20 protein-coding genes and 1 pseudogene are annotated in these 22,090 nt (G+C 68.5%); 6 read left to right on the plus strand and 15 right to left on the minus strand.

Translation table 11 applies throughout. The annotated features are described in order from the left end of the window. The first annotated feature begins 163 nt into the window (after positions 1 to 163). Entirely contained in the window at positions 164 to 1,018 is an 855-nt protein-coding gene (locus tag OG295_RS29900; protein WP_371679717.1) for a helix-turn-helix domain-containing protein, read from the plus strand. Positions 1,019 to 1,055: 37 nt separating this feature from the next. On the opposite strand, the gene OG295_RS29905 is transcribed toward OG295_RS29900, so the two are convergent. From OG295_RS29905 to OG295_RS29915, 3 genes are read right to left on the minus strand one after another with little or no spacing between them, the layout of a single operon-like run. After that, positions 1,056 to 2,231: an amidohydrolase family protein gene (locus OG295_RS29905; RefSeq protein WP_371679718.1), complete on the minus strand. Its 1,176-nt coding sequence runs from the start codon at positions 2,229 to 2,231 to the stop codon at positions 1,056 to 1,058. A 26-nt stretch (positions 2,232 to 2,257) separates the two neighbouring features. Then, the gene (locus OG295_RS29910) at positions 2,258 to 3,367 is read right to left on the minus strand and encodes an MAB_1171c family putative transporter (RefSeq protein WP_371679719.1); all 1,110 of its coding nucleotides are present in this window, start codon (positions 3,365 to 3,367) and stop codon (positions 2,258 to 2,260) included. After that, positions 3,367 to 3,714, minus strand: coding sequence for a hypothetical protein (locus OG295_RS29915; protein ID WP_362846178.1), 348 nt, complete (start codon positions 3,712 to 3,714; stop codon positions 3,367 to 3,369). The genes OG295_RS29910 and OG295_RS29915 overlap by 1 nt, the downstream gene beginning before the upstream one ends. Positions 3,715 to 4,622: 908 nt before the next feature. Here OG295_RS29915 and OG295_RS29920 point away from each other — a divergent pair. Further along, positions 4,623 to 5,042 (plus strand): TIGR03618 family F420-dependent PPOX class oxidoreductase, encoded by a 420-nt coding sequence (locus OG295_RS29920; RefSeq protein WP_371679720.1) that lies wholly within the window; start codon positions 4,623 to 4,625, stop codon positions 5,040 to 5,042. Positions 5,043 to 5,329: 287 nt separating this feature from the next. Here OG295_RS29920 and OG295_RS29925 read toward each other — a convergent pair whose 3' ends face one another. Continuing rightward, positions 5,330 to 5,557, minus strand: a complete 228-nt coding sequence (locus OG295_RS29925; RefSeq protein ID WP_267802895.1) for a hypothetical protein — start codon at positions 5,555 to 5,557, stop codon at positions 5,330 to 5,332. 318 nt (positions 5,558 to 5,875) lie between these two features. Here OG295_RS29925 and OG295_RS29930 point away from each other — a divergent pair, with 318 nt between their 5' ends. Continuing rightward, positions 5,876 to 7,054 (plus strand): hypothetical protein, encoded by a 1,179-nt coding sequence (locus OG295_RS29930; RefSeq protein ID WP_371679721.1) that lies wholly within the window; start codon positions 5,876 to 5,878, stop codon positions 7,052 to 7,054. Positions 7,055 to 7,281: 227 nt separating this feature from the next. Here OG295_RS29930 and OG295_RS29935 read toward each other — a convergent pair whose 3' ends face one another. The 10 genes from OG295_RS29935 to OG295_RS29980 form a co-directional block, all read right to left on the minus strand. Further along, the gene (locus OG295_RS29935; protein WP_362846186.1) at positions 7,282 to 8,445 is read right to left on the minus strand and encodes a bifunctional class I SAM-dependent methyltransferase/NUDIX hydrolase; all 1,164 of its coding nucleotides are present in this window, start codon (positions 8,443 to 8,445) and stop codon (positions 7,282 to 7,284) included. A 57-nt stretch (positions 8,446 to 8,502) separates the two neighbouring features. Then, complete coding sequence (locus OG295_RS29940) at positions 8,503 to 10,392, minus strand: ATP-binding cassette domain-containing protein (protein WP_371679722.1); 1,890 nt, start codon at positions 10,390 to 10,392, stop codon at positions 8,503 to 8,505. Between the two features lie 350 nt (positions 10,393 to 10,742). Continuing rightward, positions 10,743 to 11,426: a PolC-type DNA polymerase III gene (locus OG295_RS29945; protein WP_371679723.1), complete on the minus strand. Its 684-nt coding sequence runs from the start codon at positions 11,424 to 11,426 to the stop codon at positions 10,743 to 10,745. Continuing rightward, positions 11,423 to 12,472, minus strand: coding sequence for a phosphotransferase enzyme family protein (locus OG295_RS29950; protein ID WP_371679724.1), 1,050 nt, complete (start codon positions 12,470 to 12,472; stop codon positions 11,423 to 11,425). The genes OG295_RS29945 and OG295_RS29950 overlap by 4 nt, the downstream gene beginning before the upstream one ends. Positions 12,473 to 12,477: 5 nt before the next feature. Further along, positions 12,478 to 13,380, minus strand: a complete 903-nt coding sequence (locus OG295_RS29955) for a phosphotransferase (protein WP_371679725.1) — start codon at positions 13,378 to 13,380, stop codon at positions 12,478 to 12,480. Between the two features lie 130 nt (positions 13,381 to 13,510). Then, positions 13,511 to 13,984: a hypothetical protein gene (locus OG295_RS29960; RefSeq protein ID WP_371679726.1), complete on the minus strand. Its 474-nt coding sequence runs from the start codon at positions 13,982 to 13,984 to the stop codon at positions 13,511 to 13,513. 106 nt (positions 13,985 to 14,090) lie between these two features. Continuing rightward, positions 14,091 to 15,536 carry a glutamine synthetase family protein gene (locus OG295_RS29965; protein WP_371679727.1) on the minus strand — a complete coding sequence of 482 codons (1,446 nt, stop codon included), beginning with the start codon at positions 15,534 to 15,536 and terminating at the stop codon, positions 14,091 to 14,093. Continuing rightward, positions 15,536 to 16,975 (minus strand): amino acid permease, encoded by a 1,440-nt coding sequence (locus tag OG295_RS29970; protein WP_371681350.1) that lies wholly within the window; start codon positions 16,973 to 16,975, stop codon positions 15,536 to 15,538. Before OG295_RS29970 ends, OG295_RS29965 begins: the two co-directional genes overlap by 1 nt. 174 nt (positions 16,976 to 17,149) lie before the next feature. Continuing rightward, a complete protein-coding gene (locus tag OG295_RS29975; protein WP_371679728.1) occupies positions 17,150 to 18,115 on the minus strand; it encodes a hypothetical protein in 966 nt (321 codons plus the stop codon). Positions 18,116 to 18,368: 253 nt separating this feature from the next. Next, entirely contained in the window at positions 18,369 to 18,563 is a 195-nt protein-coding gene (locus OG295_RS29980) for a hypothetical protein (RefSeq protein ID WP_327255490.1), read from the minus strand. A gap of 296 nt (positions 18,564 to 18,859) precedes the next feature. Between OG295_RS29980 and OG295_RS29985 the strand changes: the two genes are divergently transcribed. Both OG295_RS29985 and OG295_RS29990 read left to right on the plus strand, forming a co-directional pair. Beyond that, positions 18,860 to 20,374, plus strand: a complete 1,515-nt coding sequence (locus OG295_RS29985) for an XRE family transcriptional regulator (protein WP_371679729.1) — start codon at positions 18,860 to 18,862, stop codon at positions 20,372 to 20,374. Positions 20,375 to 20,376: 2 nt separating this feature from the next. Further along, entirely contained in the window at positions 20,377 to 21,162 is a 786-nt protein-coding gene (locus tag OG295_RS29990; RefSeq protein ID WP_371679730.1) for an HAD family hydrolase, read from the plus strand. Here the strand turns inward: OG295_RS29990 and OG295_RS29995 are convergent. Next, complete coding sequence (locus OG295_RS29995) at positions 21,128 to 21,673, minus strand: GNAT family N-acetyltransferase (protein ID WP_371679731.1); 546 nt, start codon at positions 21,671 to 21,673, stop codon at positions 21,128 to 21,130. The two genes, OG295_RS29990 and OG295_RS29995, sit on opposite strands and share 35 nt — an antisense overlap. 78 nt (positions 21,674 to 21,751) lie before the next feature. Here OG295_RS29995 and OG295_RS30000 point away from each other — a divergent pair. Then, a pseudogene (locus tag OG295_RS30000) lies at positions 21,752 to 22,085 on the plus strand (transposase); the annotation flags it as partial. Positions 22,086 to 22,090 lie beyond the last annotated feature (5 nt).

Here is a 22,090-nt window from a genome sequence, read left to right on the forward strand (position 1 = left end):
GATCCCTCGGGTGACAAGACAGTCACGAGGGCTAGGCGGCCTGGTCGGCGGCCGGTACCGTTCGTCGAGTCGAAGTTATCTGCGTTCGGCGAACCGCACAAGTGGCTAAAACTAGGTTTCCTGAATACAGTGAACCTAGGACGGGACGGAAGGGAGGAGGGGCATGCCGGCACGTATCTTTGATGGACAGCGTGTACGCGCGCTCCGTCGCTCCGCCGAGCTGACGCAGGAGGCCGTGGCTACCGCCGTGGGAGTCCACGCGACCAGCGTGACCGCGTGGGAGAAGGGCACGAGCCACCCGGATCCGGAGAGGCTTCCAGCTCTCGCCCGGGCGCTGGGGCAGCCGCTCGATGCCATGTTCCCGCGTGATGGTCTGCCCACTCTGGCAGACCTGCGGGCCGATGCCGGGTTCTTCCAGAACGAGGTCCCGGGGCTCCTGGGTACCAAGTCTGCCGGGCCGGTGGCTAACGCGGAGCGGGCCAAGCGGCGGCTCTCGGGCGTCTACGTCGAGCCGTTGGCCAAGGCGTATGACGTGAGCGTCGAGCAGCTGATGGCAGCACAGGAACGGTCCTTCGGAGTGGAGGTTCCCGAGCCCCACCCCGAGATGCCCACGAGCCTCGCCGACAAGATGCGGTATCTCCTGGAGAACCCGGACGACGACAGCGTGCCACCCTCGGATGCGGAGATCGCCCGTGCGGTGAACGCCTACGTCGGTGCCCAGGTGATCTCCGCTGCCGGTGTCGCGGACCTGCGGAACGGCGAGGTGACCGAGGCGTCCCCACCGGTGCTGGAGGGGCTGTCGGCTGCCTTCGGCGTCAGCGCCCTCTTCTTCCGAAGCCGCGACGTGGTCAAAAGGCAGGTCGCCGAGGGACTGACTCTGCTCGCGAACGTGCAGGCCGGCAAGATCCGCGGGCTGAAGGGCAGGCAGATGGGACCCGAGGGCCTGCCGACCGAGGTCATGGCCCTGATCAACAACATCGTCGCGGAAATCGAAGAGCGGGGCCTGCCCAGCGCCTAACGGCGCCGGGCGAAGCCCCGCTTGGTCGTTGCGATGTCTACGCGGCTTGGTGCTGGCGGCCGTTGGTGAAGACGGCGCGCACCGCGCTCAGAGCGGACAGGTCTTCGAGCGGGTTGCCGTCGACCAGGAGCAGGTCGGCGCTGTAGCCGGGAGCGATACGGCCGGTCTGGTCACCTACACCGAGGGCTGCCGCCGCTTCGGTGGTGGCCATGGCCAGGATCCGGTCTCGGGAGACCCCCAGGTGCTCGTAGAAGCCGAGGGCGCCGACGATCCCGTCGAACCCGGCGCGCTGGACACCGGCGTCGGTGCCCGCGATCAGGCGGGCTCCGGACTCGGCCATCCGCTGCACGAGCGCGAACATGGCGGCGGCCTTCTCCTCGCCGAAGAAGCGGGGGAGCATCCGCCAGTGCGGGCTGACGGCCGGGCAGACGTAGATGCCCTTCTCGACGATCTGCGCCAGGACGTCCTCGCGGAGGTCGAAGCCGTCCTCGGTCATCCACGTGCAGTGCTCGATGGTGTCGACCCCGGCGGCCACCGCGTCGGTGATGGCGTCGGTGCCGTGCGCGTGCGCGGCCACCATCAGGCCGGCCAGGTGCGCCTCCTCGACGACGACGGCGAGCTCCTCCGCGCCGAACTGGCTCTTCCAGCTGGGCGCTCCGCCCTTGGTGAGACCGCCGCCGCCGGCCATCACCTTGACGACCTTGGCACCTTCGGCCACATTGCGGCGCACGAGGGCACGGGCCTCGTCGGCGTTGGAGACCTCGCCCCCGAGGAACCAGCAGTGTCCGCCCGGCGGAGTGACGGGTGCCCCGGCTCCGATGATGCGGGGGCCCGTCGCGGTGCCGGCGGCGATTTCCTGGGCGAGGCGCAGCGCGAGGCCTCCTCGGTCGCCGAGGTCGCGGGCCGTGGTGACACCGGTAGCCAGCAGCTGGTCGGCCCGCTTGCGCATCCCCTCCAGCAGATCCTCGTCACTGGCTTCCTGCATGGTGGCCACAGGGTCGGCGCCGGCATCGAAGACGAGGTGGACGTGGGCGTCGATCAGGCCGGGCAGCAGGGTGGAATCCGGGAAGTCCTGGCGCGGTTCGCCACTGCCTGCCTGGGCTTCGATGTCGGCGCGCGGGCCGACGGCCGTGACGATGCCGTCCCGTACTAGTACGGCGCCGTCGGCTACGTCGGCGTCTCCGGTGAGGATGCGGCCAGCTGTGATCAGCATCAGGGTTCTCTTTCCGTGAAAGTTGGTCAGGCGGCGCGGAGGGCGTCGGAAAGGGCAAACAGGTGGGCGGCGTCAGCGCCCGCGCTATCGATCTGGGGTACAGCCAGGGGAATGACCGGCTGGGCCTCCTCGGACGCGTGGACGTCTGCGGCGGCTGCTGAGCGCAGGCGGTTGGCCAGGACGGCCGTGTCCATAGACAGCAGTTCCTCCGTGGTCAGGTCGCCCATGAGCGGGCTGATGCGGACCAGCCCGTCCCGACACTCGACCACGCGGCGGTGGTAGAGACGGTGCACGCCACGCACACCCCATGCTTCGAGCACCGTCGGCCGAGAGGCCAGAACGGTCTCGGGGAACCGGTCGGACAGCAGACCCCAGAGCGGTTCGAGGCGGCGGTATCCGCGGCGGTGCTGCCGCCACACCCGCATCGCCGACAGGCGGCTGCGGGCGCCGGAGTAGGAGACGCCGACGACGAAGAGGAGGATGGAGAGGACCAGCAGCATCGCGACGGAGGCCATCAGGCCCTTCGGAACGGTGCCGCCCTGCCAACGCGTGGCCACGAAGACTGCCCGGACCGCACAGGCAGCGGCCATGGCCAGCAGCCCGACCGCCGTGATCCAAAGACCGGTCGAGTGCGGGCGCGGCGAAAGCCGGGCGTAGCGGACCGTCCAGATGCCAGCGGCACCCAGGGTGTAGGTCAGATACAGGCCGGCGACGCCGTAGAACGCGGCGAGCTGCGTGATCGTCATGTCCGCCGACGAGAAGGATCCGGCGAACACCTCGTGCGGCACCGTCGTGGCCGAGACGACGAGAACGGCTGCTACGACGAGAACGAGGATGGCCTCGCGACGTGCTCGCCGCCTACTCGTTGCCCGGTCGGCAGATGAATAGAGGTAGAAGCACATCAGGAAGTACACCGTGCCGAGCAGCAGGATGTTCTGTATGAGCTTGGCCGCGCCGTGGCCGGCAACGGTGTCCACGCCGCTGGCGCCGCCCGGCATGGCTACCGGATAGGACAGGGCCGCACACACGAGGCACAGGGTGACGGAGCGCAGGGCGCCGTCCCTGGGCGCCTTCGTGAGCTGGTAGACCTTCCACGCTACGGCGGCAGCCAGGATGAGGAGGAACAGGATCGTCATCACAGCCACCCCTGCCGGTCACCCAGGGCCAGATTCACACTGCGAACGGCCGGATCGGAGGCCGGCGGAGGGCCGACCTGCTCCAGGACGGACGCCCACTCCATGATGATCGTGGCGGCCTTCTCCACCTGACACTCCTCCTTGTCGAGGTACGAGCACCGCTGCCCGCCCTCCGTTCCAACTCCCGACGCGAGGTCTTCCCAGCGGTGGCCCTGCGGCCCGTCGGCCTTCAGATGGCATAGCTCGTGCAGGATGATGTGGTCCTGATGGAGCTGGGTCGTGCGCTCCTGGACGACGATGACGTCGGCGTCCGGGAGGTCGAGCCAGAGCCCCACCGGTCCCGGCATGGGTAGCGGCGCCCGTCGAATCAGAATGGGCCGACCGCGCTGGGCCGCCAACGCGAGCCGAAGCTCGTCGATGCGCAGCGGCGGCTGGACGCCCAGCTCTTGGAGCTCCAGGCGTATACGCCTACGTAGCTGCCGGTCCGCCACCCGGTCCGCCCGCCCTGCAGGGGTGAAGGCTCCCGGTCGGCGGAGAGGCCAGGGACGTACCCGGCGCTCGGTGTTGCTGTGGGGACGCGTGTCCCCGGTTCGCCACCACATAGGTCCCTCGTCAGCCTGTAGTCCTCCGTCACACCCTGCGGGAGACGACGAAAGACACTGGCGCCATCGTTCGTATGTTCGAAATCCGAGGCGGATGCCACAACAGTGGGGATGCGGCTCGGCTTTGCTCCTACTGCTTGACGGGTGGGGTTCGCGGTCGGTCAACCGCGCCCCTGCACCGTGCGAGCGCTTTCCGCCCGGCGGCTCCGCAGGGCTAACGCTCAGGGCCCTGCGAGGGACACATCCCCCACGTGGCCTGGCGGCGGAAGGTTCGCGAAGGCGAGCCCTGCGGAACCAGCGATTCCGCCCGCTTGATCGAACCGTACGTCATTCCCGGAGCGGGTTGATCAGCAGTCTCGGGCGGGCCAATAGGGCTCGAAAGCCATTCAAGATCGAAAGTGTCTACTTGATCAACCGCGTCCATGGCATGCATTGCCATGAACGCCATCTGACCTGCCGTTATTCACTTGCGAGTTTGACAGGTTCGCGGAAAGTACCCGCCGGTAGATTTGTTATGGATCCGAAATGAAGCACCCGTGGGGCGTCCTGTCAGGGTGGCGCGATTCGGGCAAATCGGAACCCTTCTCGATGATCTTGATTTGCGTGACATAGGTCGCACCCGCGTGAATGCAGAAGTGAATTAACCTGGCGCCATGGCTACCGCGATCACCGAAACTGAAGCCTTTGCGAGCTTCTGGTCTGAATACCACTTGGCCACGCTGACCACGTTGCGTTCCGATGGAACTCCGCATGTGGTGCCTGTTGGGGTGACCTACGACCACGAGGCGGGCGTCGCGCGTGTCATCACGCGAAAGAGCAGCGTGAAAGTTGCCAACATCCTTGCTGCCCTCCCAGGTGAGGCGCGAGTCGCGGTATCGCAGGTAGCGGGCCCTAGGTGGCTGACCATCGAGGGCGTGGCAGAGGTTCGAACCGCAGACGATGAAGTCTCGAACGCTGTCGACCGATATGCGGATCGCTATGGCCGCCGCCCCGCCCCAGACTCTGAGCGCGTGCTGGTGGAGATAACCCCTGTGCGCGCCATGGGTATGTTGGAGATCCCATCACGTCCGTGAAGTGAAGTTGCCCGGACTCTCGCTTTAGGTGACAGCGGCATGCCCCTATTCCCTAGCGGGATTTCGGAGTTTCTTCCGTCGCGTGACGGCGCTCCAGGCCCTGTGGCGGGGGGTGATCCGTGAGGGTAATCTGTGGAACCCCGTGTTTCTAGGGATACTTGGACAGGCAGTCGGCTTCATCGCTGATGTGGTCCACGAAACCGCGGCGCCCCAGACGATCTCGTCATCGCCTTAGGCGGTGCGTAATCCCAGCAAGGACATACCCGCGGCTTCTCCCAGTTCTCGCGTCAGCGACAGTGCCGGATCGCGCGAGCAATAGCGCCCCCGGCGCCGGCCAGCGCGCCGAGGACAGCCGCACCCACTCCCAGCGGCCCGACCATCGAGGGGTGGACCAGGGAGAGGTAGACGGCGGCTCCGGTGGCCAGCAGCCCCATCCCCATAGCCAGCAGGAGAACGACCAGGCGCAGCTCCCGGTGGTCGCGGTCCTGGCCGGGAACGTTCGGATTCGTGGTCATGAGGTGTTGGTTCCTTCACGCATCGGGACGGGGTGGGCAGCGGCCGGGCGTGGCTGCACGGTGCTGGACTTCAAATCTGGCCCACCCGCAACGGCGTTGGTACGCCACGGGGTTGCCACCCGACTGCCATTTGAAGGGGTCGACAGCTCAGCGACCCGACGGAGCTGGGGGGTCTCTAATCGCCCTTCGATGCGACCGGAAGGCATGGGTACGCCATGGGCATGCCGTTGGCCAGCGATTCGAAGAGGGGCCACCGGATGAGGCGACGGTCTTTCTCGGCCCGCCCGCCGGCTCGAACGCCCCCGGTACCGTCGCGTCATGTCTTCCACTTCCGCCACCAGCGCGGCCGATCAGCAGCTGCTTGACCACGCACACCGGCACGGACTCACCGTCACCCAGAAGAACCTGGACGTGTGGAGGCATGCTCGGCTGCTGCCCGGCAACATCCCCGGCGGAGGCCTTGGGCGCGGCAAGGGCAGCACCTCCAGCCCGGCGCCCGAGAGCTTCGACCTGGTCCTTGGCCTTGCTCGTCATGCCGGTCGTGGCAAACGCCCTAAGGACCTTGCACTACTGCTGTTCGCGGAAGGACTCCCGGTTCCCGAAACCACCGTGCGGGCCGCCTTCAGTGCCGCGGTGGAAACCCTCTTCATCCACGGCGATGACGACGAGCAGGCCGCTGACCCCGAGGAGAGGCTGGACGATCTCGCCGACCACATCGACGAGGAAGACCTGACGGTGACCCTTGTCCCTGCCCGGGCCCGGCGGATCGACGAGCGGATCGACCGTCTCGCCCGCGCCGGCGCCGCAGCGTGGCCTGTGGCCGAGCTTCTCGCCATGGATGAGAATCCCGGCCGCTCTTCCTCCACCCCGAAGGACGCCGCGCTGGCCGCCGCCACGGCTGTGATCTCGGGGTCGATGTCCATGGACGACGTTGGCGACATGCTGCGGGCGATGAACCCCAAGGCCGCGGCCAACCCCGTCGCTTCTCTTGTCGAGACCACCCAGCGAGACGCCCCGGATGTCGCTGGCAAGGTCTTGACCGAGGACGGCACCCTGACTCTCGGCCCTGCGGGAGATGCCCGCGACCACCTGCGCGACCTGGCAGGCCGGGCGCCCCTGGAGGACCTCGCGACGACCTGGGTGACCGTCGGGCGCGTACGGGAGTGGGCCCTGGGCTTGTGCTCGCGCGTCGAAGGGGAGCTGGATGCTGGACACCTCGGCGAGGCGGCAGAGGAGTGGCAGAACTGCCGTTTCCTCGCGGCGCGCCTGGTGATCCTCAGCACGCTGAAGGACCGCCTCTGGCCCCCGGCGCAACGCGCGCTCGACACCCTGCTCTTGCTGTGCCAGTTCGAGGAGTACCGGCGGCTCGATGCCCGGATGCCCGGATGCCAGTGGCACCTCCTGGGCGCGGAGGGAATGATGCCGCCGCCAACACGCGAGCTGCTGCAGGACCTCATTGGCCGGGACACCGCCACGGCGCGGGCAGCGACGGACTGAGGGCCCGGGATTCCGGGGCTGTCAGACCACAGTCTCAGCTTGTGCTGGCCACCAGGCCGAGGGGATACGCCGAGGAGGGTGTGGTACTCGGTTGAGATGATCGACGACCGTACGTCTGCGGGGAGGCGGGCGAGGATCCCGGGCAGGGGCCGCTCGCGGGCGGCCTCGCTGCGGTGGGAGGGAATTGCCTCCCACGCGGGGGACTGGCAGGGACAGGGAGTATCCGGCTAGGCAGTCCCGGGACCGGCGGGGTGGAAGGCCGCCGCGGCTGGATGGTCGAGCGGGAGGCTCGGATCCCACGTGCTCAGGCACTGAGCGCTCGGTACGAACAGCGGCTGGGGCAGCGCGTCCCGGGGCCAGAACCTCCAGGCCCCGATGGTCTCTTCGCGCTGCAGCGGTACACCGGACCACCGGGTCACCAGGACGGGAACCGTCACCCGCACGATGTCACCCACCCGGGCCAGGAGGGTGCCCAGCACGACGGTGTCGGCGACGTCGGCCACGAGGCCGGCCTCCTCGTGGAGCTCGCGTACTGCGGCCTCGGCGAATGTCTCGCCGGGCTCAACCGATCCACCCGGCAATTCGAAAGTTCCACGACGGTGCTGGCCCAGAAGGACACCATCCGGTCCCTGGACGATCACGCCGACCCCCACGAACGCGTTCGGAGGCGGTGGAGTGCTGGTGCGCTGGCGGCTCGGCACCCTCTGCGGACGCCGGGCTTCGTACAGCCGGTAGGAGGCCTGGTTGTCCGGCTTCGGCTCGTCGATCGCCGTGGCCTGCTCCAGGGTGAGGCCGTGCTCGACCAGGAGGTCCTCCCACAGCTGGGTGGTCAGGACCCACATGTGGACGGGGTGGGTCTGGTCGGTGCCGGGCAGTCGCAGGACCTCCAGGCGTGGGGTGGCGGCCGTGGAGGGTCCGGCGCCGGCGGAGGTGGTGTGCAGTGCCGAGTACAGGAGGCGTCCGCCGGGCTTGAGGCCGTTGGCCAGCGCGGGCAGGAGCCGGTTGGGGTCCAGGAATGGCAGCCCGTTGACGGAGTAGATGAGGTCGTAGGGGGCTGAGTCCTGCAGGTGGGCGACGGCGTCGGCGCACACGAAGCGGAGCCCGGGAGTGTTCGGGTATCGGGTGACGGCGCGCTCGTGCTGGGTGGGGGAGGCGTCCACGCCGGTGACGTCGGCGCCCAGGGAGGCCAGGCGGGCGGCGTGCCGGCCCACTCCGCTGCCGAGGTCAAGGATGCGGAGCCCTGCCAGGTCCCCGAGGCTCTCGATGCCGGGTCCGGTGTCGGCGACGCCCCAGTCCCACCGCTCGATCTCCGGCAGGTCCGGGCGGACGGTGAGCTGGTGCGCCCCGTAGATCGTCCAGGTTTTGGCGGTCTGCTTCTCGATGTCCGTCAACGTGTCCTCCTTGTCGGGCCGGCCGCGCCGGCGGTGGGTTGGGCGGCGTGGAGCCGGTCAGCGGTCCTGGGAAAGTGCGAGGAGCTCGGCGAAGGTCCCGCCACCGTGGACAAGATCGTCGTAGCGGCCCTGCTCGGAGATCCGGCCGTCTTCCAGCGCGATGATGTGGTCCGCGATCCGTGTGTTCTCCAGGCGGTGGGTGACCATGATGGTGATCCGCTCGGCGGCGATGGCCTTGATCCGCTCGAAGATCAGGTGCTCACCGCGTGGGTCCATCTGAGAAGTCGGCTCGTCCAAGATCAACAGGTCGGGCTTGCGGTACAGGGCCCGGGCGCACGCCTCGCGCTGCCACTCCCCGCCGGAGAAAGTGATGCCTCCCCAGATGTCGCGGGCCTGGAGGCTGTTCAGCCCGTTGGGGAGGTCTTCGACGGCTTTGCGCAGGCCGACCGCATCGATGGCCTCCCATACGGGTCCGTCGTCGTGGGTGTGCGGCTGGCCGAGGGTGATGTTCTCGCGAACCGGCCACGGCCACTTGGCGAACTCCTGCGGCACCAGGCCGGAACGGGCCCAGACGCTGGCCGGGTCGGTGTCGGCGAGGTCGTTTCCGTTCCAGGTGACCCGGCCTTTGTCGCAGAGGTAGATACCGGTGATCAGGCGCGTCAGGGTCGACTTCCCGGAGCCGTTCGCTCCCACGATTGCGAGGATCTGGCCGCGCTCCAGGGTGAGGGAGACGCCGTCGACCGCGGGCTTGTCCTTCCCCGGGTACTGGTAGGAGACCTCGTCGAGCCGGATCTGCTGGACCGGGCCGGTGATCTCGCCCGGTCCGCGCTGGGGAGTAAGGGCGGCGGCCTCGTCGAGGAAGGACTGCATGTCGGTGAGATAGAGGCTGGTGTGGAAGATGGCGGCGCCGTTGATGACGACCTGGGAGAGGGCGGCGAGCGCGGTCTGGACGGCGATGACGGCCGTGGCGGCGATGGCGGGTTCGATCCGGCCGGTCACGGCTAGCCAGGCGAGTGCTCCCCAGGTAGCGAGCAGGAAGACGCCGCCGGCCAGCGCGGAGAGCAGGGAGATCCGCAAGGTCCGCGGTGCGGCGGCCAGGTTCCGCCGGTCACACCGGTCGGACAGGGCCCGGTACCAGTAGACGAGGTAGTCGGTCATGGAGTTGGCACGGACCTCGTCCCCATACTGGGACGCGGTGGCCCACCAGCGCATCATCCCCCGCACATTCCTGTCGGAGATGTTCGAGTAGTGGATCTCGTAGTCGACACGGGCAGTCAGCACAGCTCCGATGCCGGCGGGGAGTACGGCGAGGAGCAGCAGGGGCAACATCATGACGTTGAGCAGGGACAGGACGCTGCCGGCGGTGACCAGGCGGATCAGCGAGGACATGAAGCGTTGGGCGTCGGTGACCATCACGTGGGTGCGGACCACCCCCATCTCGGCTGCCTCCTGCCGGTCGGAGAAGCCGTCTCCGGCGTAGGCCGAGGCCTCGACCCGGCAGACCGCCTCGACCAGGGCGCTGTCGGTCTCCGAGGTCAGCAGCGGGGTGATCCGCCGCCCGGCGTACGTGGCCACGGCCCCCGCGACGCGGTTCATCGTGGCGGCGAGCGCGACCACGAGCAGCGCGGGCAACGCTCCGTGAAGACGGTCACCGGCACTTCCTGCACCGAGTACGGGCCCTATCGCGCGGGCCGTGGCGGCCAGCAGCACTGCGGCCGATACGCCCGTGATGACCTGGCACCCGATCAGGAGCCGGACGGCCTGCCGGTCGGTCTGCCACGACAGGCGGCCGATCCGGGCCAGGACCGACGGAAGCGTGGCGCACATCTTCCGGAAGGACACCTCGGCGAGCGGATTGACGGAGTACTGCCCGCTGTAGGTGATCTCCGCCGGAGGCGGCGGAGGCGGAGCGCTGGCCGGTTTGCTGTGTGCTTGGGATGTGGTCATCGAATCCCCCTGGATCACCGTTCGGATGCTGTCGGAAGCTCAACGACAGCCCTCATTTTTCGAACACACGTTTTTCGGTCGGCCCCGAAATCCCGGAATAGAGCGCCGGGCGGACCGTGGGAACTACACCGACCCGCCCCCCGTAACGCCCGTGCCACCAAAGGTGGTTGGCCGAATCGCCGAGGTTCCCAAGCGCCGCAAGGCCACGGGCGAGTTGGAGCGGATCGGGCGGAGCCTGCTTGTAGCGTGCGGGGCTCCTCGTACGCCACGGACCGCGCTCGGTAGCCCTCCGCATGGGCTGCCGGTCCACTGCCGGCCGGGGCGGAGGCTGGCTCACGTCTGGGGCGAGGTCAGAAGAGCTCGGCCTGGACGGGGGCGGATGCCTTGGCGGGGCGACCGGCGGTCGTCTTCAGGTTGCGCAGGCTCCGGATGGTTCCGGTGGAGTCGGCTTCGGCGATCAGCCGGCCGAAGACCTCGGCGGTGACTCGGACATCGGCCATGGCCCGGTGGCGGTCCCTGGGCCGGGGGATCTTGTAGTGGTCGAGGAGGGTGTCGAGCCGGTAGTTCTCAAGGCGGGGCAGGAGGCGTTTGGCGAGAAGGACCGTGTCGATCAGATCGATCGCGGCCAGATGGGGGCAGTCCTCACGGCGGCGGTAGATCATGCCGCCCTCGACGGGGGCGTGGTGGGCGACCAGGAGGTAAGGCCCCGCCGTGAGGCAAGAGTCCAATGCGGCCAGTGCCTCGCCCGCGGTGGGCGCGTCGGCGAGCATGGCCGCGGTGATGCCGGTCTGCGCGGCTCCGGCGGGGGTGAGCGGGGCGAACTCCGGCGGCCGCATCAGCGATTCGTAGGCACCGACCTGCACCCACCCCCGGTGGGGCTGGTGGGTGAGGGCGAGGGCGGCGACCTCGATCGGCTGGGGCGGATGTCCGGCGGGGGTGGTCCCCTCAAAGTCGATGACGACGAAGGTGGTGTTGTGGAACAGCGGATCGCCCTCGAGCTGGCCACTCGGGGGCCGGCGGATATCCGCATTCATGAGATGCCCCTTGGATGCCCGGTTTCGGCGGCGAGCGCGTCCTCGAGATCCACCAAGTTCTCGACCAGACGCCGGATGCCTCTCTGCCGTTCCGACCAGTACCGTTGCAGGTCGGCCTCGGCTTCGTCCGGGAGGTCGTACTCGGCGGTGGTGGCGCCGTAGAAGCTGAACAGCATGTACAGCAGCGCGATCCGCGCGCAATGCCGAACCTCGGCAATGGGCAGGGTCGGGTTCTCGGACCGGTAGGCGGCCGCCATCGCCAGAACGCAGTCGGCCCAGTGGTCGGAGTTGGCGAGGGTGCGCGGGTCGCACGCAGCCCGCCCGAGCTCCCAGGCAGGCAGCGCTCTGGCAGCTCGAAAGTCGATGACACCGGTGACGACACCGGCCTGGACGAGCAGGTTGGTGCGGCTGAGATCGGCGTGCAGGGCCTGCTCGACCAGGTCCTCGGGCAGATGGGCCCTCAGTCGGCCGACTTGGGTTTGCAGGTCCTCGCGTCGCTGGGCGATCTGGCCCCGCAGCTGGTCGAGGCTGTCAGCCTGCTGACGGCAGGCGGTGTCCAGAACCGTGTCGCACTTGGCCAGGGCCTCTTCGACAGACCCCGTACGCCATCGCACGTGCTGGCGGCGCCGGGGGAGAGGATAGGCAGCCAGGACCCGGTGCATCCGGCCCAGGATCATGCCGGTGTGCTCCGCGAGCGCCACCGTCATCGCGGAGGTCGCGACGGTTCCAGGTGCCTCCTCGACCACCGCCCAGGGGCTGCAGTCGGCCAGGCTGAGCAGATTGCCGTCCCGGTCAGGCCATACCCGCGGTACCGGCAGCCGCGCGGCCCGACAGAACTCCGACATGTCCCATGCCGCCCGGGCCGCTTCCAGATCGGCCGACGCCGGGTACTCCTTGACGTACAACCGCTGCCCGCTGGAGGTCACCACGCGCCAGTTGACGGTGTCGGTGCCCATCGGCACTTGCTCGACGGACTCCGCTTCGATGCCGTACCGGTCGGCCAGCACGTCGGCTGTCATTTCGCCCTCCCAGTTCATCTCCTCCATGACGGTCACCGCCTCCTGGACGGGGAGCGCATGATGCCGTGGTTGTAGTGGACCCGGAGGTTCTCGAGCATGGTGTGGGCCGCGTCGACGGTCTCCACGTCCCGGTGTTCCAGACCCCACTGCAGGGCGCTCACGGCGTCCTGGGCGCCGTAGGCCAAACATGCGTGCTGTTCGGCCTGAGTGAGGTCGCGCCCGAAGCCGTCGTAGAAGGCAGCGCGGACATTGGGGCGGGAGGCGAGGATGCGCAGTTCGAGGCGGGGGAGATCGCGCTTCACGGCGGGCTCGACGCAGGTCCGCTCGAAGTCGATCAGCCGCAGGGTTCGGGTGGTGCCGTCCCACAACCAGTTCCTGGGCTGGTAGTCGGCGTGGGACACGTGCATCGGCAGCTCGCCGGGGCGCTCCCGGGTAAGGTCGCGCAGCATCACGCCGACATCGGCCGGCAGGTACAGCGCGGCATCGTTGAGCATCTTCTCCACGGCTGCCGCCCACTCGGCCTCGCCCTCGGCCGAGTACGAGGCCGTGGAGGTCGGAGCGGAGTGGAGCAGCGCCAGCAGGTAGCCGGCCTGCTGGTATGCCTCCAGCTCCTCCTTACCTTCCAGAGCGTGGCTGCGGACGCTGCGTCCGGCGACCGGCGTGATCACGATGGCTAGCGCTTCGGTGTCGGCCGCGACCAGCGTGGGAGCGCGCCCCGCACCTAGGCAGTGGGTCCACCGCTGGTAGGCCTCAACCTCGCGGCGGTGCCCCTTCGGACAGGCATGCCGCTTCACGAACCGCCGCTGGCCGTCACTGCCTCGTACTTCCCAGACTCGGGGGCGGTCGGGGCCCGGCCACGAATGCTCGGCGACGACCTCGAAGGTGCCGGCCACCGTGGTGATCAGGTCTTCGATCGTCGCGGGGATGTCGGTCATGCCGATGCGCCCTTCCAATCGGCCGCCCACCCAGAATGATCACGTGAAGTAACTGTGCGGGTGCGCAGTGTCGTCTTGTTGTGTGGGGGAGTAGCTTGCCAAGGGCCACTGACAACGTGGTCCTCTGCAGCTACGTGACCTGGTGGCCGCCGGTTCCGTGGGAGGCGTCGAGTACGCCGAACATCCAGCCCAGGGTGATCAGGTGCGGGTCGTGCTCGGCGCTCCAGCGCGCCCGCAGCGCTCGGATCCGCTTCTTCATGGCGTCGTGGGAGAGGCCGCAGTGCTGTGCGATCTCGGCGTATGTGCCGTCCAGGGCGAGCGACCAGAGAATCTTGGTCTCGACGTCATCGACGCCGCCGGGCGGTGGCGTTGTCGGCTCCGGCCGGGGCAGCTGCTCGGTGACGTAGCACGCGTGGACCAGGGCATGACGGTGGCGCACTCCGGCACGCCGGTTCCCGTGCGACATCTGGATCGCGACGGTGCCCTCGGCGAGGCCCAGTTCGGCTGCCGCCTTGGCGGTGCTCATGCCCCGGGCGAGGGTTCCGGCGATCTTCACCTGTGCCGGGGTCGGATGTGAGGCGGCCGTGGCGGTCCGTGCGGGCATGAGCGGGTCCTTTCATTTCGTCGGCGGCGTGGCGGTGCAGGTTGGGCAGACCCCGGCCGAGGGGGGAACGCTCCCGGCCGGAGTCTGGTCTTGGTGCGGCGGGAGATCAGGCGCGGGTGAACCAGCGGGCCTGATCCGCGTCGGTGACGATGCCGCGGTGGTGGTCGAGTTCGAGCTGCGCGAGGTGGGCGTAGTGCTCGACCACGCTCTTTCCGAACGCCTCTTGGGCGACGGGACTGTGCCGGAACGCAGAGCGGGCCTGATCGAGGGTGAGGGGCAGGAGAGCCGCGTCGGTGGCCTCGTAGGCGTTGGCGGTGCAGGGCGCCGGCGGGGTGAGCTGCCGCTCGATGCCATGGGTCATCGAAGCGAGCGCTGCGGAGAGAGCGAGGTACGGGTTCGCGTCTGCCCCCGGAACGCGGATCTCCAGGTGCACGCCCGCCCTGTGCCCGGTGACCCGCACGGCGCAGGTGCGGTTGTCCCACCCCCACGTCATGCGAGTGGGGGCGAAGGAGCCGGGCACATACCGCTTATAGGAGTTGACGTTCGGCGCGTACAGCGGGGCGAGCCCCGGTAGCGCCATCAGTAGCCCGGCGATTGCCTGCTCGCCGATCCCGGACAGCCGTCCGGTCGGATCGGTGATCAGCGGGTTGCCGCTGCGGGTGAGGGAGATGTGCAGGTGGAGTCCGCTGGCGATGCCGGTCTGGGGGGAGGCCATGAACGTGGCTGTCATGCCGGACCGGCCCGCCAGGGTGCGCACGGCGTGCTTGAAGACGAGGTGGTTGTCGCACGCGGGCAGCGCGGCGCCGTAGGGGAAGGTGACCTCCACCTGGCCCGGCGCGCCTTCGGTCTTGATCGCCTCGACGGGCATGCCCGCCTTGGACAGCGAGCCCTGGAGGCGGCGGAAGAGTCGGTCGGTGTCCGGCGTGTGGTCGAGGGCGTAGTCCAGGTTCTCCTCGGCCACCGGCATGAGTCCGCCCGGGCCGATGCCCGTGGCCGGGGTGTAGGTGCCGCGGTAGAGCATGAACTCGGTCTCCAGGCCGGCCTGGGCGTGCAGCCCGTGGGCGGCTAACCGGGTCAGCTGGTGCCGCAGAATCTCGCGTGGCGCAACCTCGATGGGCTCCTCGCCCAGGCCGATCGCGTTGCCGAGAATGAGCGCGGTGCGCGGCATCCACGGCAGGGTGCGCAGCGTCGAGGGGTCCGGCACGACCGTCATGTCCTCGTACCCGCTCGCCCAGGACGTGAGGGCGAACCCGTCGGCGGGCGTCATGTCGACGTCGGTGGCCAGCAGGTAGGCGCACATCTCAGCACCGCCGTCGAGGACGCGGTTGAGGAAGTGCCGCGCCCCGTACCGTTTGCCCTTGAGGCGGCCCTGCAGGTCCGGAACGGCGAGGAGGACGGTGTCGATTACGCCGGCTGCGACGGCCTTGCGTAGCTCGTCGACGCTGAACGCCCGGGCCGGCCGCCGCTGGCCAGTGGACGTGGTCTCGATGTCGGGCTGCGCCGGGCTGCTCGGGCAGGACGTCGCGCTGGCCGGGGTAGGGAGGGCGGTCATCAGATGACCTCTTCCTGGATCCTGGCCATGCCCGAACCCGCATCGGCTGCCGCGGTCGGCACCTTGTAGTCCCGTCCCGCGATGCGCCACCACAGGGTGGCCAGGGCGAGGACGACCAGCAGGGCGATGGGCGCGTAGTTGAACGTGGTCACGGAGAAGAGCCCGGAGTCGGGCCGGGTCTGGGGGAGGCAGAACAGCACGGTCACGAAGACCACCCAGGCCACGGCGACGGTGCCGACGGGCACGCCCCAGCGGCCCAGGTTCCAGGGGCCGGGCTGGAAGCGGTGGCGGTTGCGGATCCGCAGATAGATCGGGATGGCGTAGGCGGGCGTGATCCCGATGACGTTGATCGCGGTGACGGCGGCGTAGGCGGTCGGGCTGTACAGCGAGGGCAGCGCTAGGACTGCGGCCACGCCGACCGCCAGCCATACCGCGCGGGTCGGGGTGCCAGTACGGGCATCGACGTGACGCCACAGCTTAGACCCGGGCAGGGCGCCGTCCCGGGAGAAGGCGAACACCATCCGGCTAGCGGCGGCCGTCTCGGCGTTGCCGCAGAACAGCTGCGCGACGATCACTACCAGCAGCAGGGCCTTCGCGCCGGCAGTGCCGAGGGCGTCGAGGAAGATATGTGCCGGTGGCACGCCGGTGGCGGTGGCCTGGGTGGCGGCGTAGTCCTGGATCGCGAAGGTCAGCCCGGCCAGCAGCACGAACCCGGCCAGCCACGACCAGCCGATCGCCCGCATGATCCCGCGAGAGGCGGAGACCTGGGCGTTGGTGGTCTCCTCCGACAGGTGCGCGGAGGCGTCGTAACCGCTGAAGGTGTACTGGGCGAGCAGCAGCCCGATCAGCACGACGTACAGCGAGCCGGACCAGCCGGTGTTGTTGACGAACTCCCCGAAGACGAAGGACGGCGACTGGTGGCGTGACGGCACGATCGCGAGCGCCCCGACGATCACGGCGACCCCGCCCAGGTGCCACCACACGCTGATGGAGTTCAGGATGCTCACCAGCCGGACCCCGAAAAGGTTGAGGGTGGCGTGCAGCGCGAGGATGCAGAAGTAGATCGCCATGATCTTGCCCGGTGTCGGGGCGAAGCCGAACTGCAGGTTCAAGAAGGCGCCGGTGAACAGCGCGGCCCCGTAGTCGATGCCGGCGATCGCACCGAGCAGACCGAGCAGGTTGAGCCAGCCGGTGTACCAGCCCCACTTGCGCCCGCCGAGCTGTTCGGCCTGGTAGTAGAGGGCGCCGGAGGTGGGGTAAGCGGAGGTGACCTCAGCGAGGCCGGCTCCGACGAGCATCACCATGGCGCCGACGGCGATCCAGCCCCACATCATCACGGCGGGGCCGCCGGTCGCGAGGCCGAAGCCGTACAGGGTCATGCAGCCGCTGAGCACGGAGATCACCGAGAAGCTGATGGCGAAGTTGCCGAACGGCCCCATGCGGCGGGCCAGCACCGGCTCGTAGCCCAGTTCCCGAAGGAACGCGTCATCTGACTGGGCCCCCGCCGCGCGGCGAGTCGGGCGTGTTCGTAACACTGGACATCCTCCATGGAATGGGTGGAACGAGGTCAAAAGTCAGGTACATGCCAAGTCGCGTTTTGCTGTACGCGACGGTCAGCGCACCGGTCCGGCGCGAGGTGCGTGGGTGCGTGCGAAGGACAGGGACTCCCGGCGGGCCCGCAGCAGCAGAACCTCGCCGCCGTCGGGATGGTTCGGGTCCTCATGGACGGACGCCCACGGCTCCCGCGAGGCGTAGGTGCCCGCGGCTGTGAACACCTCGGCGGCCTCCACGAATCGGTGACCGGCCCACAAGGCGTACGCGAGGTGGTGCAGGTCCGTCACCGAGCGCGGCGCGGTGTCCGGCTGCTTGAACCAGTGGTGGAACGCCTTGACTGTGTATGTGATCGTCGGCTCCTGCGCCCACTGCCGTCGCCACAGCGGATCGGCACGGCGCTGGAGGGACTGCTGCCGGCACTGCTCGACGAGCGCGTACAGCGGCAACAGCAGCAACGGGGAACCCGCCGGCGACCACGAAGCCACCCATCGGCCGAAGTCGAAGACAGCGGCGAGTGAGGCCGCCGGTGGGACGGGGCGGGCCAGTATGAACTGCAGGATCCGGTGGTACGCCTCCCGGTTGTACGGGTCGCGCTGGTTGATCCCGTGCAGAAGCCCCCACGGCCCGCTCGGCAGCATCGGCTCTGCCGATTCCTCACGGTGCTCCCGCCGCACCTGGCGTCCATCGATCTGTGCGAGGGTGAGCAAGCAGATCCAGGGCACCGGATCCCGCGGCTCCCGGTGCGCCATCATCAGCGAGGCATGTCGTGCAGCCTCCTCCAATGCCGCAGCGCCTGCATGCTGCTGGTGATGGGCGCGCAGGGCTCGCTCCACCGAGACGCGGGCACGCATCACCTGTGCGTCGTAACTGTTCGGCTCCTCCTCCAGCCACACGCCCATCACGTCGGAGTGGGCAGCGGTGACCGCCAGCACCTGCGTACGCGACGTCCGCAGCCCCCACTGCCCACCAGTTGCCGCCAGCAAGTCACGCGCCGGTCTCCACCGGCCGGCCTGCAACTCGACCATGGCCATACCGAGGGCTTCATCGGTGCCAGCCGGGTGGTACACGGGGCGCATCAGTGCGCCTCGTGACCGGGGTCGTCGACGGTCGCAGTCGAGGGCGGCCGGGAAAGCTGAAACCTCGTGCTCTCGATCGCGGCACAAGGGTGCGTCATGCTTTTCGCGGTCATCGAATGCTTCCTCGGCAGAGAGAGGGACGTTGGTGCCGGACAGGATCGCTGCGCGGCCGGAGAGAGCCACCGGACTGCCAGCGCCCGGTCTAGAACTTGATCCCGCTGATCAGGCGCGCGACGTTCGTCGCGACCTCGGAGATCGCGGGGGCCATCGAAGAGCTGGCCAGGTAGAACCCCAGGAGGACGCACACGACGGCGTGCCCGGCTTTCAGTCCGCCCTTCTTGACGAAGAGGATGACGAGGACCGCGAGCAGCACGACAGCGGAGATGCTGACCGCCATGGATGTGTCCCCCTTCCGAACCGTCGGTGACGTGGCTCGTTCCCGGCCCCAAGTCCCCCGCACCGGAGCCCAAGCCCATTCCCAACGACATTGCTGAGGAACCGGTGCGAGAGGTACACAGGACCAGACGAACTCGTGCTGCGAGTGGCAATCGGCCCTGAACAGAGGCTGATTGAGGCACAAGGCTGACTGGGAAACGCCCGGTGTGCACATTGCGCTGGTGATATCACTGGGGTGATCTCGGTTTTCGGCGGGCTACGCCGGCGGCTGGTGCACTTTCGTTTGGGGAGGTACGGGTGGCCCAGCAGGCGCTGCGACAGTGCGACGACTGCGGCTGCAGGCTCAGCCAGTACAACCCGGACGGCCTCTGCTCCGCTTGCGCGCGATCTCGCATCCCTTCCGCCCCCGCGTTACCCGCCGTACCGGAGCGGGTGTGGCAAGACGTCGATGTCCGGCAGGCCCTTGCAGCCTTGGACTTCGGCAAGGCCAGCCGTTTGATCAGACAGCGAGGCTCGCTGCGCCAGGAGGACATCGCCCAGCTCACAGGATTGAGCCAGGCGTTCTTGTCCATGCTGGAGTCGGGCAGCCGACGCCTCACCAACATCGACAAGATCATCGAATTTGTCGCAGGCGTCGGCGCCCCTGCCGAGCTCGTCCAGCTCCCGCTCCCACGGTCAGCAGGGAGACCGCTTCAGCAGCCCGCGGATCAGTCAGCCGGAGATCTCGACCCAACCCTGCCCTGGACCGCGGCCCGTATGGTGGCGGCACTGGACCATGCGGTTGGAGGCGACGTGATTGACCGCCGGCAGTTCCTTACGGTGAGCGGCATCGCGCTCACCGCCTTCGTCCACCACTGGAGCACCGCCGAGGCCGAGCCCCTTCAACGCGCCACGGAAGGAAGCCAGCTCGCCCCGGAACTGCTGGACAACCTGCAGGCGACCACCGACCGCCTGCGCATCATGGATGCCAGCGCCGGTAGCGGCACCCTCACCGAGCTCGGCGACGCGCACCTCGAACTCCTCAAACGCCTTCTGCAAAAGGCGTCATACACCGAAGACACCGGGCGACGCTTGGCCGCCATCGTCGCCGACACCGCCACACAGACCGGCTGGTTCGCCTTCGACTCCGGACGCCACGACCACGCGCAGAGCTATCTGCTCGCCGCACTCCGCGCGGCCAAGGTCTCCGGCGACGACCGCCTGGGGGCCGGCGCCCTGTCCTACCTGGCCATCCACGGCTACTCCACCGGACAGCCGCGCAACGCGGTCACAGCGGCGCGAGCCGCCCGAGAGAAGATCAGGACCTTGGGCACCCCCGCCCTGGAGGCGATGCTGCTGACCCGGCAGGCACGCGGGCACGCCAAGCTCGGCGAACGGCAGGCAGCCATCATCGCACTTGGCGAGGCAGCCGAACTCTGCGCCCGGGGGCGTTCCGAGTTCGACCCCCACTGGCTGTACTGGATCAACGAAGGCGAGATCCACGGCCAGTCCGGGAGCGCCTATCTCGACCTGGACGATGCGCCCCATGCCGCCGTCAGCTTCACCGAGGCGCGAAAGGCCCTGAACCCGGCAGACCAGCGCACCAACGCTCTGTTTCTTTCCCGCGCGGCGTCCGCCTACCTCCGGAAGGGCGAGCTCGAAGCAGGCTGCGCCACGGCACACCATGCGCTCGACCTTGCCGAACAGCTCCAATCGGCCCGTCTCAATGAGCACATCGAGGGAATGATCGGTGACCTCGCCCCGGTCCGCCGGAACCCGTACGCTCGGGAGCTGATCGACCGTGCCGCTCTCGTGACGGGTGCAAGGAGCTGAACGTGACCCAGGCCCAGCAGGTCCTCGTGCTGTGGGACATCGACCGTACGCTGCTGTACGTCGGCGACATCGACCGGCAGGTCTACCGCGAGACCTTCGCCGAGGTCGTCGGCCGTCCCGCCGAACACCTGCCGGCCCGCGGCACCGGCGTCACCATGCCGCTGGCGATCCGATCGCTCCTGATCGACAACGGAGTCCCGGAAGCTGAAGTCGTCGCTCTGCTGCCGCGCATGGTGGATCTCCTTCCGGTCCACCTCGCCACACGTGCAGAGGACCTGCGTACACAGGGCGTCCTCATGCCAGGAGCCGCCGCCGCGCTGCGCGCGGTGCACGATCATCCCGGCTTGATTCCGACCGCCGTCACAGGGAACCTCAAGCCGAACGCCGTGCTCAAGCTCGCGGCCTTCGACCTCAACGGCCTCCTCGACACCGAGATCGGCGGATTCGCCTCCGACGACCACCACCGGCCGGCGCTCGTCGCCATCGCTCAGAAGCGCGCCCAGGCCAAGTACGGCACGGTCTTCACCCGCTCGAACACTGTGATCATCGGGGACTCGCTGGAGGATGTTCGAACAGGCCTTGAGGGCGGCGCCCCCGTCATCGGCATCGCATCGGGCAAGACCACGGCCGCCGAACTTACCGAGGCCGGTGCTGACCTCGTACTCGACTCCCTCGCAGACGTGGCACGGGTTCTGGAGGGCATCGCCGCGCTGACGACGACGAGCGGGCAGCCTGAAGGTTCTGTCCGGCCGTTCACGAAGAAGTTGTCGTCGGGAGGTTCTTCATGAGGACGATGCTGTCGTAATTGGTGACGTCCCACCGCCAAGTGCCGATCGGCGCGTAGCCGCGCCGGCGGTACCAGTCGACGAGGTCTGTTGCCTGTGAAGAGGTATCGATGACGACCTGTGTCGATCCGAGAGCAGCGATACGTGACTCTGCCAGGACCAGCAGTCGCTGTCCGAGGCCAGTGCCTCTTTGCGATGGCTCGACAGCCAGTTGCCAGAACGAGCCCCCTCCTGCCGGCGCCGGGTATCCGGCCGGAGTGGTGTGAGGGGCTGACACGGTGACGGTGCCGACCAGTGCGTTCCCGTTCATCGCGACCCAGCACTCGCCTTTGCTCAGGCGGTGCAGTGTGTCCTGCGGATTTTGGTAGGAGGCGAAGAAGACCCGCCCGGCAGCGGCGTGGTCTGCGTAGGCGCGATGGAGCAGGAGGGTCAGCTGCTCTACCGAATCATCGTTGCGGAAACGCCTGACCTGCACGGTTGCAGACGGACTCACTTCCGTCGAGTTGATGTTCATTCGCGCAGTCAAGCGCACTTCTGGGATCTGTCCAGCTCAGTCATCTGACTTTCCTTTGGATCGGGGCGTGCTCTGGTTTTGGGGCGGGGTGATCTGACGGATGCCGAGCTGGATCAGCGACGGCCATTTCTCCCGGTCAGCAACGGGCGTTGAGGCAGGTGGCGGGATCACCGCCAGGTGATCGACGGGATTCTTCACCGGGTCCGGACCGGCGTGCAGTGGCGTGACCTGATCGAACGGTTCGGTCCGTGGAAGGCCGTCTACGAACGTACCGACTTGGTCAGCAGACGGGACATGGGAGCGGCTGCTCCAGCAGGTCCAGGCAGCGGCCGACGCGGCGGGTGAGATCGACTGGGACATTTCCGTGGAGTCCACCATCGTGCGGGCGCATCAGCACGCGGCCGGGGCCCGCACCGG

This window comes from Streptomyces sp. NBC_01276, assembly GCF_041435355.1.
GTDB lineage: Bacteria > Actinomycetota > Actinomycetes > Streptomycetales > Streptomycetaceae > Streptomyces.

Excerpts from the sequence above, each read along its gene's own strand:
- OG295_RS29900 (WP_371679717.1), top strand. The coding sequence starts at position 164 with ATGCCGGCACGTATCTTTGATGGACAGCGTGTACGCGCGCTCCGTCGC.
- OG295_RS29945 (WP_371679723.1), bottom strand. The coding sequence starts at position 11,426 with ATGAATGCGGATATCCGCCGGCCCCCGAGTGGCCAGCTCGAGGGCGAT.
- OG295_RS29995 (WP_371679731.1), bottom strand. The coding sequence starts at position 21,673 with ATGAACATCAACTCGACGGAAGTGAGTCCGTCTGCAACCGTGCAGGTC.
- OG295_RS29975 (WP_371679728.1), bottom strand. The coding sequence starts at position 18,115 with ATGGTCGAGTTGCAGGCCGGCCGGTGGAGACCGGCGCGTGACTTGCTG.
- OG295_RS29925 (WP_267802895.1), bottom strand. The coding sequence starts at position 5,557 with ATGACCACGAATCCGAACGTTCCCGGCCAGGACCGCGACCACCGGGAG.
- OG295_RS29955 (WP_371679725.1), bottom strand. The coding sequence starts at position 13,380 with ATGACCGACATCCCCGCGACGATCGAAGACCTGATCACCACGGTGGCC.
- OG295_RS29905 (WP_371679718.1), bottom strand. The coding sequence starts at position 2,231 with ATGCTGATCACAGCTGGCCGCATCCTCACCGGAGACGCCGACGTAGCC.
- OG295_RS29910 (WP_371679719.1), bottom strand. The coding sequence starts at position 3,367 with ATGACGATCCTGTTCCTCCTCATCCTGGCTGCCGCCGTAGCGTGGAAG.
- OG295_RS29960 (WP_371679726.1), bottom strand. The coding sequence starts at position 13,984 with ATGCCCGCACGGACCGCCACGGCCGCCTCACATCCGACCCCGGCACAG.
- OG295_RS29950 (WP_371679724.1), bottom strand. The coding sequence starts at position 12,472 with ATGGAGGAGATGAACTGGGAGGGCGAAATGACAGCCGACGTGCTGGCC.
- OG295_RS29980 (WP_327255490.1), bottom strand. The coding sequence starts at position 18,563 with ATGGCGGTCAGCATCTCCGCTGTCGTGCTGCTCGCGGTCCTCGTCATC.
- OG295_RS29965 (WP_371679727.1), bottom strand. The coding sequence starts at position 15,536 with ATGACCGCCCTCCCTACCCCGGCCAGCGCGACGTCCTGCCCGAGCAGC.
- OG295_RS29940 (WP_371679722.1), bottom strand. The coding sequence starts at position 10,392 with ATGACCACATCCCAAGCACACAGCAAACCGGCCAGCGCTCCGCCTCCG.
- OG295_RS29915 (WP_362846178.1), bottom strand. The coding sequence starts at position 3,714 with ATGCCGGGACCGGTGGGGCTCTGGCTCGACCTCCCGGACGCCGACGTC.
- OG295_RS29920 (WP_371679720.1), top strand. The coding sequence starts at position 4,623 with ATGGCTACCGCGATCACCGAAACTGAAGCCTTTGCGAGCTTCTGGTCT.
- OG295_RS29970 (WP_371681350.1), bottom strand. The coding sequence starts at position 16,975 with ATGGGGCCGTTCGGCAACTTCGCCATCAGCTTCTCGGTGATCTCCGTG.
- OG295_RS29930 (WP_371679721.1), top strand. The coding sequence starts at position 5,876 with ATGTCTTCCACTTCCGCCACCAGCGCGGCCGATCAGCAGCTGCTTGAC.